This window comes from Bifidobacterium sp. ESL0769, assembly GCF_029395495.1.
GTDB lineage: Bacteria > Actinomycetota > Actinomycetes > Actinomycetales > Bifidobacteriaceae > Bifidobacterium.
This window is the reverse complement of sequence record NZ_CP113918.1, coordinates 2059794-2075700: the sequence shown is the minus strand read 5'-3', so window position 1 is coordinate 2075700 and position 15907 is coordinate 2059794. Positions and strand designations below refer to the sequence as shown.

Sequence of the window (15907 nt, the reverse complement as noted above, 5' to 3'; positions counted from 1 at the left end):
AACCATCCTGGCAATAAGGAACGCAACATGACGAAGGCTGCTTCAGCGCCTCGCAAGCCTTGGAACGCGTTCGCAACCCCGACCATCGGCAAGGCGGTCCGCGGGCTTTCGCGACTGCTGCGTCATGGCGGCAGCGCGTTTCCCGGCAAGGTGGTCGAGATGATAGACCCCGATTTTCTGGCGCGCACGCTCGGCCAGTTGCGTTACGGGGTCGTGCTGGTTTCGGGCACGAACGGCAAGACCACGACCACCCGCATGATCGCCTCGATGTTGAAGGATCTGGACCTCAAGGTGTTCACCAATCCGACCGGCTCCAACTTCACGCGCGGCGTCGTTTCGGCGTTGCTCACCGAGGTTTCCGCTTCTGGAAAGCTCGATGCCGATATCGCGGTTTTGGAACTTGACGAGGCGTACGCGGTGCATTTCGTGCATCAGGTCAAGCCACGTTATTCCTTGCTTTTGAACGTTATGCGCGATCAGCTCGACCGGTTCGGCGAAATCGACAATACTGCTCGGCTTTTGAGCCATGTTGCCGAAGCGACGACCGGAACCGTGGTCTTGAACAGGGAGGATCGGCGGATTGCGGCGCTTGCTTCGGTGGTGCCGCAGGGCACGCAGGTCCGGTATTTCGGGCTTTCCGACGAGTTGCGCAAGCTGTTTCCCTCTGACGACGACATGCACGCCGGGGATTTGTCTGCCGCCGAAAAGGCCGCGGCGAAAGTGGAAGGTGTCAACACGGCGTTGGCCAGTGCCATCGCGCCTGCCGCTGCTGCCACGTCCGCCTCGCAGACGCAGGACAAGGCGACATCACAAGCTAGTGTGTCCGCCTCGCAAGCTGATACTACGACTTCGCAAGATGGGACGGCAACTGCCGCAACCTCGCACGATGTATTCGATGCCGAAGGCAACAGGATTATCCCCAAACTTGACGCGCGCGAGACCGTTTCCGTTTCCGCGGCTATGACGGATTCGTTGGCATCGCAGCGTTTTGCAGATGTGGTGCTGAGTCATGTGGGTGACCACGAGGCGGAATTCGTGATGGACGACGCCGAATTCGAGACCAAAGTCCAGCTCGAAGGCGTCTATAACCTGTTCAACGCGGCTGCGGCGCTTGCCGTGGTTCGCGCGGTGACCGAGCAGATCGAGAACGCCGACACCACCCAGCCCAGGGCGCGTGATGAACGGCTCATGCGGGCGCTTTCGCACGTCACCCCGGCGTTCGGGCGCGGCGAGGTCATCAAAGTTGACGGCGCTCCGGTTGAGCTGCTACTGGTCAAGAACCCGATGGGCTTCAGGATGTCGTTGGCGAGTTTTGCACCTGAAGGTCACGAAACGATGATTGTCATTAATGACGAATATGCCGATGGGCGTGATATGAGCTGGCTTTGGGATGTCGATTTCACCTCGCTGCGTGGCACTGGCGTCGAAATGGTTTCGGGCGTACGCGCCTGGGATATGGCGTTGCGCTTGGAATATGAAGGCGTCAGGGTCGCGCAAACCGATACGAATATCGAAGAGGCCGTCCGGTCGTTCGTTACGGCCAATCCCGGCAAACCGAAACATATCTATTGCACATATACCGCGATGCTCAAAGTGCGCTCGGAACTTGGCAAATACGCCAAAGTCGCCGACGCCGGGGTGGGGAAGTGAACGCGATGGTTGAAAATCAGAATGCTATAAAATCTGCGGAAATAGCCAGAGTCGGCCTCACTCTGAGAGGGGTACAGCATGAGTAGCGATATGAACACTGCGTCTGCCGAATCTGCCGCAGCATTGGATGTGTCAATGTCGAATCAAGGCGGCGTGGCTGGCGATGCCCGGCCAATCGACGTCATGTCCATCTACCCGAAGGATATGAACATTTACGGCGACTGGGGCAATGTCTTGACCATCAAGCGCCGGCTTGCGCTATACGGCTACTCACCGGTCATCCATACCTACAATCAGGGCGACCCGTGGCCGGAACATGTCGACATGATCCTCGGCGGCGGCGGGCAGGACAACGGCCAGAAGAAGATTTCCGACGATTTCTTCAAACGGGCGGACATCCTGCGAAAACTGGCCGAAGAAGACGTTCCGATGCTCATGATCTGCGGCATGTACCAACTGTTCGGCGAGTATTTCGAGACCATCGACGGCACCAAGCTCGACGGCATCGGCATTTTCGGCGTCTACACCGAAGGCCGCGAAACCCGTATGATCGGCAACCTTCTCGAACATTCCGACCAGTTCGGAGACGTCATCGGCTATGAGAACCATTCCGGCCAGACCTTCCTGCGCGAAGGCGTTGCGCCATTCGGCCACGTCAACCACGAGGGTTGGGGCAACAACGGCAAGGACATGACCGAGGGCGCCATCGTCCACAACGTCATCGGCACCTACATGCACGGCCCGCTTCTGCCGAAGAACCCCGAGGTTTCGGACTTCCTCATCCGCGCCGCCGCCACCCACCGCTATGGCGAATTCCAGCCGCAGCAGACCGAGACGCAAAAAGCCGAGCTAACCCACATCGACGCTCTAGCCGCCAACGCCCGCCGCGTCGCTATTTCAAGGCCTCGATAGTTTAGTGATTGGCAAAATGTTCGTCTGTTTTCATTCCTGTTTGTCGTCGTTCGTGCTTGCGTCTTCGTTGAAAGTAATGGATTCGGCGATGTCCATGAACTGGTCGGTTCGTATGAATGCATTCTCGTACGTACAGTCCATGAAAATGCAGAGATCTTTTCCCTTTAAAGGAGCAAGCACAAAGATTGCGGAGTAGTCGGCGTCCAGTGTTTTGTATGTGTAAGTGATGAGCCCTAATGGGTGGTTTTGGGTTTGAGACCGTCCTTCTCGCATGGCGAATTCAAGGTTGTCGACTCCGGCGTGGGTTCGGTCGATTGTCTCTGCATAGCCTCCCAATCGTTCAGCGAGAGTGTTGTCATCCCATGTCTCTTCTCCTGGAACGAATGCAATGGAGGTGTCTTCGTCCTCTGGCACGCTGAAAACCGGATGTGCGGGGACAGTGCTTTCGTCATTTTGGGTTCCAACGGATTTCGTCGTAAACTCGTCAGGGAGCTCTACTGAGAAAGTGTTGTCAAACAAAGTCTCGGTGTGCAATGGTTCTCCTTATGTCTGATTCGGTGTTTCAGTAGCCGAAAATGTCGGTGGTGTAGCCATCCCATCCTTGCGACCACATGTATTGGTGGATGAGCTGGTTGGTGTGGCAATTGCGGAAGGTAATTTGCATGTCCCAGTCGCCTTTGCCTCCCTTGAGGTAGTAGTTGAGTCCGTAGCATTGGGGCAAGGTGGTGGCGATATTGGATTCGACAAGGGGATGGATGTTGCGGTCGAGCCAGACGGTTTGTTCCCGCCCGTCGGCAGAGACCTCCTGCTTGTATTCCGGTTCCTCGCGATGGAACTCGTCAAGGCTGTGTTTGATATAGTCGTCGTTTTCTTTGATGAGCTTATCGAGCTGTTTCTTGGTGACCACGATGACGATGTCGCCGTTCTTTCTGGCATAAACATCCGTATAATACTCAGGGCTGCGGTTCTTTTTCATGGTCTTAGCATCCTGCTCGGGAGTTTCTCCTTGATCCAAGAAATTTTTTTCGAAACTCGCCGGATAGATGATTTTTTGAGTTTTCGGTTTTGCGACCGTCTTGGATTCGTTATGCAGAGTTCGCGTACACCCTGTTGTTGCAAAAATGGCTAATAAGCAAATCAAAGAAATAACGAAGGTTGATATTTTTTTCAACGTTCGCATTTTAGGCCGCTTTCTGCATTTCAGGGATCTTTGAAGGTATGTGAAATCTTTTTTCAAGGTATTTCTTGCCGATTTCAAGTATGGATTTCCCTACCATCCGTATTGGCTTGGGTATTTTGTCCCATCCTTTTCTGATAGTAGCAATAGGTGGTTTTTGTGGTTCTACGGGATGAGGATTGAGTGGTTTCCAATCATTGTGTCGCTGAACGTTCAATCCCACATGTGTAGCTACAGCAGTTTCATTTTCCTCAGTACTTGATTCATAATCAATGCCGATAGAACCGCCTTTATGATCGGTTTTCACAGTGATTTTATCGGAGTGGTTACCGTTCTTTTTAGACCAGGAATATTCGATTTTTCGGCCAGAGAATGATTGTTTGTATTCCCAACCATCATGCTCGAGATCAGCAAATGCCATGAGTTCGATTTCCGAGCTGTTGCCTTTGATGGTGTCGGTGAAGTCAATATGAAGCGGGCCTTTTCCGCTGGTACTAGTGCTGTTGCCGACGATTATACCTATGTTTTTTCCAATAGGAATGTATCTGTCTTGTCCGATTGACACGCCGGGTGCGATTGTTGCGAATGCGCGGGCGAAAGGTCCAAGCCATTTAGCAAGTTCTTCCGGAGATTTTCCTTGAAGGTCTTTTTCGGTGATTCCGTCTTTGGCAACCTTCTTCAGTGTTTCTGATTCGGTTTTATAGTCGTCGATGCCGTTTTTGAGTGTGGAATTTATATATTGGACATTGAATTCACCCTTTTCGGGGTTGATGGTATCGATGAGGTTCCTTACCTGTTGAGTCAGGTCTTCCAACGAGGCCACTATCGCAGCAAAGCGTGAAGAGTGCTGGGTGTTGACGTTGTTGACGTCGGTCCAGATTTTGTTGATTGTCTGCGCTGACATGTTGTTCATGTCAATTATTTTTTGATAATATTTATTCTCGGAGTCGACAGTTGATCCGATATCAAATCCATTGAGGTCGTGCTCCAGGTCGTACCATCGGTCGAAAATCCAATCTCCGGTATCTCCTCCGGGATACTCATCCTGTGCTGATACCTCGGAAACAATTTGTAATAGGTTTTCTTTGGTTTTCTCTGTGAAATCTCGTTTCGGCATGTTTTTCCCTTACGCTACGACTTACTTGCTTTGCTTAGGTGCCGGTACCGGTGAGCGGTTCAGCGAGTTTTCGATGGCGTCGGCATTGGCTTTGTCTGCTTTCTCATAGTCGTTTAGTGCTTTTCGGAAAAATGCTGTTGCCTTCGTTAACAGTGTTTCGAAAAGATTTTCCAGCATTTGCGAATCCTGACCGATTTGCGAAATGGCCCTGATACTACTGCCATCTCCTACTTGATTGGAATCCTTGTCGTGCGTGATCTTGATTTTTTCAAGTTCTTTGATTTGCGTTCTCAGTACATCGGTATGGATAACGATTTCCATGATTCTCCAATTTTATGAATTTAACGGTCGTAAAGTTTTTGATCAGCATCATCGACTGAAGTAATAAGGCTTTTGCATACGTCGTTCGTTTGGTTGCCGAAGGATTCAAATTGACCTTTCAATTCTCCTGCAACGGATCGATATGCGACGGTGGCTTCATGTAGCGATCCGCATACGATGCCTCTGTCTGCGATGTCGTCAAGAATTTTGAGAAATTTATCGAAAGACTTTTCGAGGTCTTCTCCTGTCGACGATTCGGCTGTGCCGCGACCTAGTACGTACTCGTCGTCGATGACGAGGTTGCTATCTACTGTGTCTGCATTGTTCGCTTGTTGTGTCATTCAGTATGCTCCTTTTGCTTGCATTGCTGCTTTTTGGGCCGACCATTGCTCTTCGGCCATCACCCGCTGCAAATGGTTCACCTGATCGGCTCGATAATTTTCAGCATTGGTGATGCTGTGCTGTAGATCTCCTATTTCTTCTTCAGTCTTTCGGATGGCATCATTGGTATGGCTGATGCCGTCAGAATATGAGCTTGCTATATTGTTGGGTTTGTTGCCGAATAGCACGTCGCCCATGACGTTGCTATAGTTGACGGCCGATTGGCTGTTGGCGCAGTGCTCCCAAATTTGTTTGAAGCTGGATTGTTTTCTTCCTTGTTCGTTGAGAAAACTGTCTTGCCTATGTGTAACGTAAGAGAGTAATTCTTGAAGACGCTTGAGTTTTTCCTTGGCGGCATTGAGTTGATCTGACAAGTCGGAAATATGTCGATCCGTGCGCGCTATATCGGCGCGCAGGTTATCCGAATACGGCATCGTGGCCTCCCCAAAGATAGCCATGTTACTTATATTGATATATTATATTATTATATGATAATCAATATCGCCGTATTCGTTAGCTGAAATATGAAATCAATTCGACATGCTGGCTTTGCCTTTTTCGTAATATTCCAGCGACCCGACCGGGCCGACGATGCTGAAAGTTCCGTTTTCGTAGCGTAATTTGGTGACTGCCGCATTGTCCATTCCCTTGGCGTTGAGGGTTGAATCGATGGCGATGAGAAAATGGGCGATGCTCAGCCCGGAACTGACAACCAGCGCATTGCCGCCACCATGTGCAACAATGGTCTCGCCGACGCGAGTCATCCCACGGTTCATGCGCTCCAGCACCTCAGCCGCGGTCTCGGCACGCACCTCACTGTCAAGATTGGTGCCAAGCACGTCTTCAGCGTCCAGGTCATGCATTGCATTCTGTACATCCATTATGCCGTTGATGCCGAGGTTGGTGACGGCGGTTTTTTCGGTGTAGCCAAGGTGCTTGAGCGCTTCGGCAAGCGTCTTTTCGCTGTTGCGTCCCTCGAAACTGCCGAAATTCGCCTCGCGCAGGTCTGGATCGCTGATAAGCTTGACCGTCTCGTTGCCGGAGTAATCAAGTGCGCCTCGTGCGGTTGCGTAATGGCGTGGCAGTGAAGCGCAATAAGCTGCGTCGAAAGTGATGCCTTTAAAACCGAGCCCCAGGCATTTGATGATTTCTCGTCCATGCCGCGTTACCGGAAAATCCGACCAACCTTGCATGATGCCCATCTTGTTTGCTGTGGTCTCGGTATGCCTGGTCAGATAAATGATTGTCGAGTTCATTGCTCTTTGCTTTCTTTGTCGTCTACTGCTTCAAGGTTATACGTAGGGATGATTTTTGATTTCGCGAAGGCAAAGAGACCAGAGCGCAAATGGCGATTGGCGCGAGAATGCAGCCGAAGACGGGATTATCTGAGTCTCATCCACACCGAAGTGTCTTGCGGGAGCTTGCCGTCAGCGGTAAGTGGGCCTGAACTCAACAGCACTTCGCCTTCCGGCAGAGCCATCGGTTCGGCGCTGAAGTTGGTGATGTTCGTCCAGCCGTTGGTGCGCTGGTAGGCGATGGAGCCGCCGAGATTGCCGTCGGCGCCGTCGTGGGCCTTGGTCTCGTGGTCGTAATCGTCAAGCCAGGTCAGGGAAGTGTCAGGCGTCTGCAGCTCGTGGCGCAGCTTCAGCACGCGACGATAATGCGAAAGCATGGAGTCGTTGTTGGCCTCTTCGCCGTCCACAGCATAGTCGCGGAACCATTCAGGCTGCGGCAAATGGGGCTTTTCAGCGTTGCTGCCGTCGGTCTGCTTGGCGGGGGAGAAGCCGAAGGAACCATCCTCGCCGTCGGCCAGCCACGGAAGCGGCACGCGGCAGCCGTCGCGGCCCTTCTTTGTCAGATCCCGGCGGGTGCCGAAGGCCCAGGGGTCCTCGAGTTCGTCCCAAGGGATATCGGGAACTTCGAAGAGCCCAAGTTCCTCGCCTTGGTAAATGTATGCAGAGCCTGGCAAGGCCATTTCCAGCATGACGGCGGCACGGGCGCGTTTGGTGCCCAGTTCGCGGTTTTCGTGGTAGGTCGTGCCGTTGCGTAGCAGCCAATCGTTGGCGATGGCATGGTAGAGGCCGTTGTCGGTTTTGACCTGCGGCAGCGCGTAACGTGAGGCGCTGCGCGGCACGTCATGGTTGCCCATCACCCAAGTGGAGGTTGAGCCGTTGGTGCGTTCGGCAGAGGCGATGCCGTCCTCGATGGCCTCGTGCATTTCGTCGCGCAGCCAGTTGCATTCGGCGAACTTGAAGTTGAAGACCTGCCCAAGTTCATCGGGGCGGGCGTAGAGGTACTGGCGGGAAGCCGGCACCCAGGCCTCAGCCACGGCGAATCGTGCGGGCGTATACTTGTCGAAGACCTCGCGGCGCCATTCGCGGAAGATCTCGTGCACTTCGTCGCGGTCGTAGACCGGGTGGCTGCCGTCCTCGACGGTGATGTGCATGGCATCGACGTCGTAGTTGTCGAGGTCGTCGCGGTCAAGGTCCTTGGCCAGGCCCTCGGCCACGTCCACACGGAAGCCGTCGGTGCCGTGATCGCACCAGAATTTCAGGGTCTTGAGGAAGTCGTCGCGCACCTCGCGGTTGTCCCAGTTGAAGTCGGGCTGTTCCTTGGCGAACAGATGCAGATACCACTGGCCGTCGGGCACGCGGGTCCAGGCGGAGCCGCCGAAGTTGGCGATCCATTTGGTCGGCGGTTCGTCGCCGTTGGGGCCTTTGCCGTCGCGGAAGATATAGCGGTTGCGGGCGGGGGAGCCGGGCTCGGATTTCAGTGCTTCCTGGAACCACGGGTGCAGACGGGAGGAATGGTTCGGAACGATGTCGACGATGATCTTGATGCCGGCTTTGTGCGCGGCGGCGACCATCGCGTCGAAATCGTCCATGGTCCCTAGGCGCGGGTCGACGTTGCGGTAATCCTGCACGTCATAGCCGCCGTCGGCCAGTTCAGAGGGATAGAAGGGCGAAAGCCACACCGCGTCGACGCCGAGAGCCTTGAGATATCCCATTTTATCGGTGATGCCTTTGAGGTCGCCCAAACCAGAACCGGTCGAATCCTTGAAGCTTCTCGGATATATCTGATAGACCACCGCTTGTTTCCACCAAAGGTTTTCCGAAATGTCTGTGGGGTTGGATGCGGCTTTCGCCTTCTGGCTGACGGATGACATTCTGCTCCTTATTATTGTCGTATTTTCTGATTATCGATGGTTCAACGACCATGTGTGAGCCCGTATTCTTCAGGCAGAGCTTTGGAAGGGAATATGAGCCCGCACATGGGATGGTTGGTTGCGGCAAAATCAACGTTCGCAACCAACCATCATGGTATTGTCAATTGCTATTCGCGGCCGCGTTCATAATACTGCGTCGAACCCACGGGGCCGATGATGGTGAAGCGTCCGTCGGCATATCGCAACTTGGTGGTTGCAGTGTTGCCTTGGTCGGAAAGATCCACTTCCGGGTCGATACGGAAGAGGAACTCGCGCAGGCTCAAGCCCGAACTGACCACCAAGACGTTGCCGCCGCCTTGTGCAAGCGCCGATTGTCCGATGCGGGTCATGGCAGCGAGCATGCGGTCCTGAATCTGCTCCGAGCTTTCCGCGCGGTCTTCGTCATCAAGATCGGTGCCGAGCACGTTGCGTTGGTCGAGGGCGTACAGGCCGTCCTGCAGATCCAGATTGGCCTTGGTGCCGATGGCATCGAGAGCCGCCTGCAGAGAGGCATATCCGAGTTCTTCCATCGCGGCTTGTACGGATGCGTTGATGTCGCGTCCTTCGAAGCTGCCGAAGTTGGCCTCGCGAAGGTCAGCGTCGCGGGTGATGGACACGGATTCGTTGCCCGAGTAGTCGAGTGCGCCGCGAGCGGTTTCGTAATGGCGTTGCAGGGTACCGCACCATGCGGCTTTGAAAGTGATGCCTTTCAATCCTCGTCCGAAACAGCGGATGATTTCCCGTCCCTCAGGAGTCACTGGGAAATCAGACCAACCCTGCATACGGCCCATGGCATTGGAGGTGGTTTTCGTGTGACGGGCCAGATAGATGGTCACCGGCTCGGTATTGTTCATCTCGCTCATTGTGCCTGGACCTCGGGTTTGCGTGCCGCACGAATCTTCTTCTCCTCGGCGAGCGTGACGATCAGCTGGATGACGAAGGCGCAGGCGATGGCGACGTAGATTACCGTGAAGGTATCACCCCAGCCGTGAAGCACGTGGCCGAAGAAGTTGATGCCGCTTGCGGAGGAATCCGCGATCTTGGCGAGCAGGGCTTTTGCCGTGGAATCGCCAAGCAGATAGGCGAAGGCTCCGAGCAGGCCACCGGCCAATGCCGCAGCCTTCTTCGGGACCTGATTCAACAGGGAGATGCCGATCAGCACCTGTGGGCCGAACGCGAAGAGACCGACGAAGAAGATGGCGATAAGCACGCCCGTCGGGGTGGTGCCGCGCTGGTAGAAGACCATAGGCACGTTCACAGCGGCCAGGCAGATCAGCGAGACCAGAGCGGGACGTCCCTTAAGCGCATCGGAGACCGCTCCCCAGGTGATGCAGCCAATCATGGAGCCAAGGCCGAAGTAGAAGATGGCTTGGGCACCGGTATCGGCGCTGAAGCCAAGCTGCTCGGTAAGTCTCAGAGACGACCAGTTATCGACGCCGGTACGCATGATATAGGCGAAGACGTCGGAGAAGCAGAGCATCCAGACCAACGGGTTCTTCAGCAGGTACTTGCGGAAGATGGTCCAGGTGGATTCGCCTTCGGAAGAGACATCCTCTTCCTTCGCGGGCTCGCCGAAAATGGTTTCTGCGGATTCCCAGCCAAGGTCTTCAGGACGGTTCTTGCCGACGGTGAAGCAGATGATGCCCATGATGAAGGCGACGATTGCCGGGGCGATGAACATGCCAGCCACGTTTCCATGGAAGAACGTATTGGCGCACCACAGGGAGAACATGCCTGCCAGACCGCCGCCGATATTGTGCGAGGCGCTCCAGATGCCGTAATAGCGACCGTAGTTCTTCTTGGTCGTCCAGTTCATGATGACGCCGGAACAGCAGGGTCCGGCCCCGCATTGGAAGAGTCCGTTGATGGCCCAGAACGCCAGAAGCCAGCCGAGCGGTATGTTGTTGAAAGTCAGCAGGAAGCCGAAGCAGGCGACGATAAGTGAAGCCCCCATCAGCATGATGGAAGCGGCCTTCTTGTTGTCTTTGTCGGTGACGATGTAGCCGACGATGATTTTGCCGATGCCATAGGCCAGGGAGAACGCGGTGCCGATTAGGCCCAGATCAGTGGTCGTCATATGCAGCTGCGTTTTCAGCAGCGGCTGTGCGGCCTTGAAATCATCACGTACGAAATACATGAAGCTGTAGAGCAGGACGCTGATGATGAACGGCTTCATGAACTCCATGAACCATTTCTTGCGCTGCTCGGAAACCGGCATATTTATTTTTGGTACATGTTTGTCAAAAGCAAGATTGAATGTATTGCTCGACATGCGACCTCCTTGTGCTGTGTTCTCTTTTAGTTAACTGGTGCCGGCATCTTTGAAGGAGCCACTTTGCATACTGCTCTGTTCTATAAAAGCGCATTTACAAAATGTAAATAGTACTTTTAATTTCCTTTTAAAAAGCCAACAATTTTAATAATAGCGCTTGCACAATGATTGTCAAATACCTGCATTCTCTGTTACTTTGAGCTAACCGTACGATATCGATGAAAAGGAGTACGCACGGATTGCGTAATCGGCTGACGGCCTTTCGTCTCAGAGGTTGAAAACCCGGTTGTAAGATATAGGAATACCAAGGAATCAGGGTGTTTTCAGGAGGCAATGTTGGGTAGAGTCACCATGCATGATGTGGCGCTTGAAGCCGGTGTTTCGGATTCGACAGTATCCCGTGCGTTGCGCGGGCTGGATCGCGTCGACGATTCTACAAGGTTGAAGGTGCAAGAGGCGTCGAAGCGCTTGCACTTCCAATTTTCACGCAATGCCTCTTCGTTGGCGAGCGGCAAGACCATGCGGGTTTCATTGCTGTTGGCGGACTCGCTCAACACGTGGTTCGACTCCTCGGTGCTTGAAGGGGCATATGAGATTCTTTCCCCGGCAGGCTATGATGTGGTGCCCGTTGTCGCGGGCACTGCTCAAAGACTCAATAAGTTTTTCGACAGATTGCCTTCTGACGGCAACGTCGACGGAATTATGGTTTGTTCGATCAACCTCAATACCGGCCAATCCGATATTCTCAAACGACTTTCCATCCCCTCGGTCGGATTGGATTCACGCACCATCGACGGATTCGATGCTTCCGTCCTGCTCGATGATGGACAGGCCATGAGCGATGCCATTGATTTGCTTAGGAATATGGGACACGAGAATATCGCCTTTGTCGGGTGGCCCGCTCCCGGCGATTTGCAGCTGAGTTCTCAACTACGCGCAGAAATGTTCATGAAGGCGGCGTTGAGTCAAGGATTCGATAAAAACCAGGTACATAATCTTGTGCTGGGTGAGGCGAACGATTATCGATCCAAAGATGACGCCCTGGAGGTCGCCGTCGCGCAGTTACTGGCGTTGCGTCCGCGGCCCACGGCCATCTGCGTGGAGACCGACGATTTTGCCGTACCGCTGATTGGCCGGCTCAAGCGCTTTGGCGTCCGTGTGCCCGAAGACATGTCGGTTATCGGATTCGACGACAATGAATTGGCGCCCATCGTTGGTTTGACGACGATTCGTCAGAATCCGGTTAAAATGGCACGTTTGGCAGGGCGGAAGATGCTGGCGCTGATGAATGGCGAGAAGCTTGAACAACGACATTCGCTGATACGTCCCGTGCTGATGATGCGTGATACTGCATTCGCCGTCAAATAGCAACGAGACAGTAGGAAGGGTGTTTATTGGCTGGTATTGCCGAAGTTCGTCTCTTGGCTATTTCGATAGTAAAGGCTTAAAATAATTACAAGTATCACTACTAACGAAAGAGGAATCATGGCTGATTACAAACTGGGCGACGGGCTGCGCACCATATTTCTGGCCGGTATCGGAGCGCTGGCGACCACTGCCGAAAAAGGGCAGGAAATCGTTGACGAACTGGTGAAGAAGGGCGAGCTGACGGTGGAGCAGGGCAGGACGCTCAACACCGAGCTCAAGCACAAGGCGCAGGAAGTCAAGGATGACATGAAAGAGCAGAACGCCAAGGCTGAGGCAGATGACACTGACAAGCCCGCAGCTGACAAGTCCGACGAAAGCGACGAGAAAGCCGAGTAATTTTAGCATCATTGCCTCTCGTCTTTTTAGTATCTTGGTCCGGCGCTTGAAATAGCCGAGGACAGGTGGCAATGTGCTGTATAACTATGTTTGATTTCAGGTGACGATGGCCGATAAGGTTTCCAATGCCGCGCTGAAGGGCGACTATGCCCGAAATGACCTCGAGGATGATTCCGGCAACGAAAGCCGTGCTCAATCCGAAAATGCCAATCAGTCCAAAGAACACTTTGAAGACATGGATTCCCAGCTGGACGGCTATCAAAACGGCGAAGAATTCAGCTTGTTTGGGCGACGCCGCGAGACCTTTGCGCAACGCTATCACCTGACCCGGCGCGGGAAGGCCAAACGGCTCAGCCAAATCCTGCGTATCATGAGCCAGTTCGACATCACGAAAGGCCTTACGCCGCGCAAAATGCGGCTGATGCTGGAAGCGCTCGGCCCCACGTTCGTCAAGGTCGGGCAGATGCTTTCGATGCGTTCCGAGATTCTGCCGCAGCAATATTGCGACGAACTGGCGAAACTTCGCGCAGACGCCGACCCGATGCCTTACCAGACCGTCGTCGAAACATTGGAGCAGGAATACAAGCGACCGGTGGACGAGATTTTTGCCGACATTGACCCGAAGCCGTTGGGTTCTGCTTCGCTGGCTCAGGTCCATCGCGCTATCCTCGTCACCGGAGAGGATGTGGCCGTGAAGGTGCAGCGGCCGGGCGTACGGCAGACGATGGCGCAGGATGTTTCCATCATGCGCTCAATCGCCAAGGCGGCCACGAAATTGGGTTCCAGCATGCAGGTTGTCGACCTCGGCGGCGTGGTCGAGGAACTGTGGGATACCTTCGAGGACGAGACGGACTTTCTAAAGGAAGCGCAGCATCTCGCCGAATTCAAGCGTTTTTGCGAGCCGTTCCGCTATATGGACTGCCCGAAGCCGTATATGGACCTGTGCACCCAGCACGTGGTGGTGATGGATTATATCGAGGGCATCTCGCTTAACCATACCGACAAACTCATCGCCGAAGGTTACGATTTGAAGGAAATCGGCACCAAGCTGGTCGACAACTACGCCGCGCAGATTCTCGACAACGGCTTCTTCCACGCTGATCCGCATCCGGGTAATGTCATCATTTCCGGCGGCAAGATCGTACTGATTGATCTGGGTATGGTCGGCCGTCTCGACCGTAAGACCCGAGGACTCTTGCGGCAGATGATTTTCGCGGTCGGCAAGCAGGATTCGCCGGCGCTTGCCGACGGGCTATTGCGTTTTGCTGACGTCCAACCGGATTCCGAGGATTATCCGCATCTTCTGAGAGATCTCGACGTCATCGTGGAGGAATACGGCAAAGTGGACTTGGCCGATCTCAACGTCGCTGAGTTCGCGATGGCCCTGACCAATCTCGCGCAACGGCACGGCATCGAAGTCCCTTCGACCGTCACGACGATGAGCCGTGCGCTGGTCACACTTGAAGGTCTGCTTGACGAATTCATTCCCGATGTCAACATGATTGAGATTATCACCGACCATGCCACCAGAAGCAAACGCCTAGACGAGGTTGCCAAGGACGAAATCAAGACGCTCAGTATCGAAGGTAACAAGGCGCTGCACGGCTCGCTCGACGCGCTCGCTGAAAGCAAGATCGCCATGCGCATGCTCACGCGCGGCCAGTTGCGGATGAATATGGAGATTGTTGGCAGCGAGGAACCGCTGAAGCAGATTTCCGATATGACCAATCGTCTGACGATGGCGCTTATCGTGGTCGGCCTGTTCGTTGGCTCGTCCATCGTCTATTACGCCGGAATGAAACCCATCGTTTTCGGCATCCCTGTCGTCGGCTTCATGGGCTACGTCATCGCCTTCATCCTGAGCGTCTGGATCGTTTTCGACATCTACTTCAAAGGTCGCAAAGCCAAGAAAGCCGCGAAAAACAAGTAGCAGCAATTGGATGGGAAAATGAATACCGTAATGTACAACTTGGCAATTTAGAAGTTGGTTGTGCATTATACTGTTCAACTTATGATTTTTATGACGGATTGAGCAGTATAGTAAACAATTTTCATTCGGCTTAATGCATACGATTTTGTAAGTTTTATTGCTGTCAGCGAATGACTGTGGCAACAAAAGAGGTTCTTCCCAAATGTAATTGGAAAGAACCTCGTGCTGTTTAAATGGAAGTTGTTGGAGGAAATTCAGTCGATCAGGCCATAGAGGCGATCGCCGGCGTCGCCGAGGCCGGGGACGATGTAGCCGTGCTCGTTGAGGTGATCGTCGACACCGCAGACCACAACCTTGAGGTTGATGCTGGGGTCGAGGGTATCTTCGACGCGCTTCAGGCCTTCGGGGGCGGCGATGATGTTGATGGAAGTGATGTCCTTCGCGCCGCGCTCAATCAGGTAGTGGGTTGCCGCAATGGTGGTGCCGCCGGTGGCGAGCATCGGGTCAAGCAGGAAGACCTGACGGCCGGTCAAGTCTTCGGGCAGGCGGTTCGCGTAGGTGATGATGTCGAGCGTGTCTTCATCGCGGCGCATGCCGAGGAAGCCAACTTCGGCGGTCGGCAGGAGCTTGGTCATGCCGTCGAGCATGCCGAGGCCGGCGCGCAGAATCGGAACGACCATCGGACGTGGGGAAGCGAGATGCTTTCCGGTCATCTTGCAGATCGGGGTTTCGATATCCTTGTCGACGACGTCGAGGTTGCGCGTCGCTTCATAGGCTTCGAGGGTGACAAGCTCGCTAACGAGCTCGCGGAAGATGTTGGAGGGTGTGTTCTTATCCCGTAGAACGGTGAGTTTGTGCTCGACCAGCGGGTGATCCAAAACTTGAAGTTGCATACTTCTAGGATATGCCCAGCCGTGGTTATTTGAAAATCGAAAATTGAATATTGTGCGTGCCGTCACAACATCGTGGCTTGGTAAGTTATCGGCATTCGAACGGGCTCTCTCATAAATGCGTCTTTTCCCGCGCTAAATGGGGTACATGTGCGGGAAAAGTCGCATTTAACGTTGCAGAATACGTTGTTTCCCGCACATATACCCCTTCTACTGCGGGGGAAGTCGCATTTTGCGATATTGACGATTTCCGGACTAGCTGATGAGCATGTCTACACACAGGATTCG

At 53.9% G+C, this 15907-nt stretch carries 16 protein-coding genes; 5 read left to right on the top strand and 11 right to left on the bottom strand.

The window, feature by feature from the left end; all coding sequences use genetic code 11:
- Positions 1–27 precede the first annotated feature (27 nt).
- Positions 28–1650 carry a Mur ligase family protein gene (locus OZX72_RS08180; RefSeq protein WP_277159420.1) on the top strand — a complete coding sequence of 541 codons (1623 nt, stop codon included), beginning with the start codon at positions 28–30 and terminating at the stop codon, positions 1648–1650.
- 135 nt (positions 1651–1785) lie between these two features.
- On the top strand, positions 1786–2562 hold the full coding sequence (locus OZX72_RS08175; RefSeq protein ID WP_277159419.1) for a glutamine amidotransferase: 777 nt from the start codon (positions 1786–1788) through the stop codon (positions 2560–2562).
- A 30-nt stretch (positions 2563–2592) separates the two neighbouring features.
- Here OZX72_RS08175 and OZX72_RS08170 read toward each other — a convergent pair whose 3' ends face one another.
- The 10 genes from OZX72_RS08170 to uhpT form a co-directional block, all read right to left on the bottom strand.
- Positions 2593–3096: a hypothetical protein gene (locus OZX72_RS08170; RefSeq protein WP_277158202.1), complete on the bottom strand. Its 504-nt coding sequence runs from the start codon at positions 3094–3096 to the stop codon at positions 2593–2595.
- 28 nt (positions 3097–3124) lie between these two features.
- On the bottom strand, positions 3125–3577 hold the full coding sequence (locus OZX72_RS08165) for a hypothetical protein (RefSeq protein WP_277158201.1): 453 nt from the start codon (positions 3575–3577) through the stop codon (positions 3125–3127).
- Positions 3578–3743: 166 nt separating this feature from the next.
- Positions 3744–4856, bottom strand: coding sequence for a hypothetical protein (locus OZX72_RS08160; protein ID WP_277158200.1), 1113 nt, complete (start codon positions 4854–4856; stop codon positions 3744–3746).
- A gap of 21 nt (positions 4857–4877) precedes the next feature.
- Entirely contained in the window at positions 4878–5177 is a 300-nt protein-coding gene (locus tag OZX72_RS08155; protein ID WP_277158199.1) for a hypothetical protein, read from the bottom strand.
- A gap of 20 nt (positions 5178–5197) precedes the next feature.
- Positions 5198–5518 (bottom strand): hypothetical protein, encoded by a 321-nt coding sequence (locus OZX72_RS08150; RefSeq protein ID WP_277158198.1) that lies wholly within the window; start codon positions 5516–5518, stop codon positions 5198–5200.
- Positions 5519–6016, bottom strand: coding sequence for a hypothetical protein (locus OZX72_RS08145; RefSeq protein ID WP_277158197.1), 498 nt, complete (start codon positions 6014–6016; stop codon positions 5519–5521). It lies immediately after the preceding gene.
- A gap of 72 nt (positions 6017–6088) precedes the next feature.
- On the bottom strand, positions 6089–6814 hold the full coding sequence (locus tag OZX72_RS08140) for a histidine phosphatase family protein (protein WP_277158196.1): 726 nt from the start codon (positions 6812–6814) through the stop codon (positions 6089–6091).
- A gap of 125 nt (positions 6815–6939) precedes the next feature.
- Positions 6940–8724, bottom strand: a complete 1785-nt coding sequence (locus OZX72_RS08135) for a glycoside hydrolase family 13 protein (protein ID WP_277158195.1) — start codon at positions 8722–8724, stop codon at positions 6940–6942.
- A 167-nt stretch (positions 8725–8891) separates the two neighbouring features.
- Positions 8892–9626 (bottom strand): histidine phosphatase family protein, encoded by a 735-nt coding sequence (locus tag OZX72_RS08130; protein WP_277158194.1) that lies wholly within the window; start codon positions 9624–9626, stop codon positions 8892–8894.
- A complete protein-coding gene (gene uhpT / locus OZX72_RS08125; protein WP_277158193.1) occupies positions 9623–11035 on the bottom strand; it encodes a hexose-6-phosphate:phosphate antiporter in 1413 nt (470 codons plus the stop codon). The genes OZX72_RS08130 and uhpT overlap by 4 nt, the downstream gene beginning before the upstream one ends.
- Positions 11036–11368: 333 nt before the next feature.
- On the opposite strand from uhpT, the gene OZX72_RS08120 reads away from it, so the two are divergent.
- The 3 genes from OZX72_RS08120 (at position 11369) to OZX72_RS08110 (ending at position 14729) form a co-directional block, all read left to right on the top strand.
- Positions 11369–12403 carry a LacI family DNA-binding transcriptional regulator gene (locus tag OZX72_RS08120; protein WP_277158192.1) on the top strand — a complete coding sequence of 345 codons (1035 nt, stop codon included), beginning with the start codon at positions 11369–11371 and terminating at the stop codon, positions 12401–12403.
- Positions 12404–12520: 117 nt separating this feature from the next.
- Positions 12521–12799 carry a phasin family protein gene (locus tag OZX72_RS08115; RefSeq protein WP_277158191.1) on the top strand — a complete coding sequence of 93 codons (279 nt, stop codon included), beginning with the start codon at positions 12521–12523 and terminating at the stop codon, positions 12797–12799.
- Positions 12800–13034: 235 nt separating this feature from the next.
- The gene (locus OZX72_RS08110) at positions 13035–14729 is read left to right on the top strand and encodes an AarF/UbiB family protein (protein ID WP_277159418.1); all 1695 of its coding nucleotides are present in this window, start codon (positions 13035–13037) and stop codon (positions 14727–14729) included.
- 254 nt (positions 14730–14983) lie between these two features.
- Here OZX72_RS08110 and upp read toward each other — a convergent pair whose 3' ends face one another.
- The gene (gene upp / locus OZX72_RS08105; RefSeq protein ID WP_277158190.1) at positions 14984–15622 is read right to left on the bottom strand and encodes a uracil phosphoribosyltransferase; all 639 of its coding nucleotides are present in this window, start codon (positions 15620–15622) and stop codon (positions 14984–14986) included.
- Positions 15623–15907: the final 285 nt, after the last annotated feature.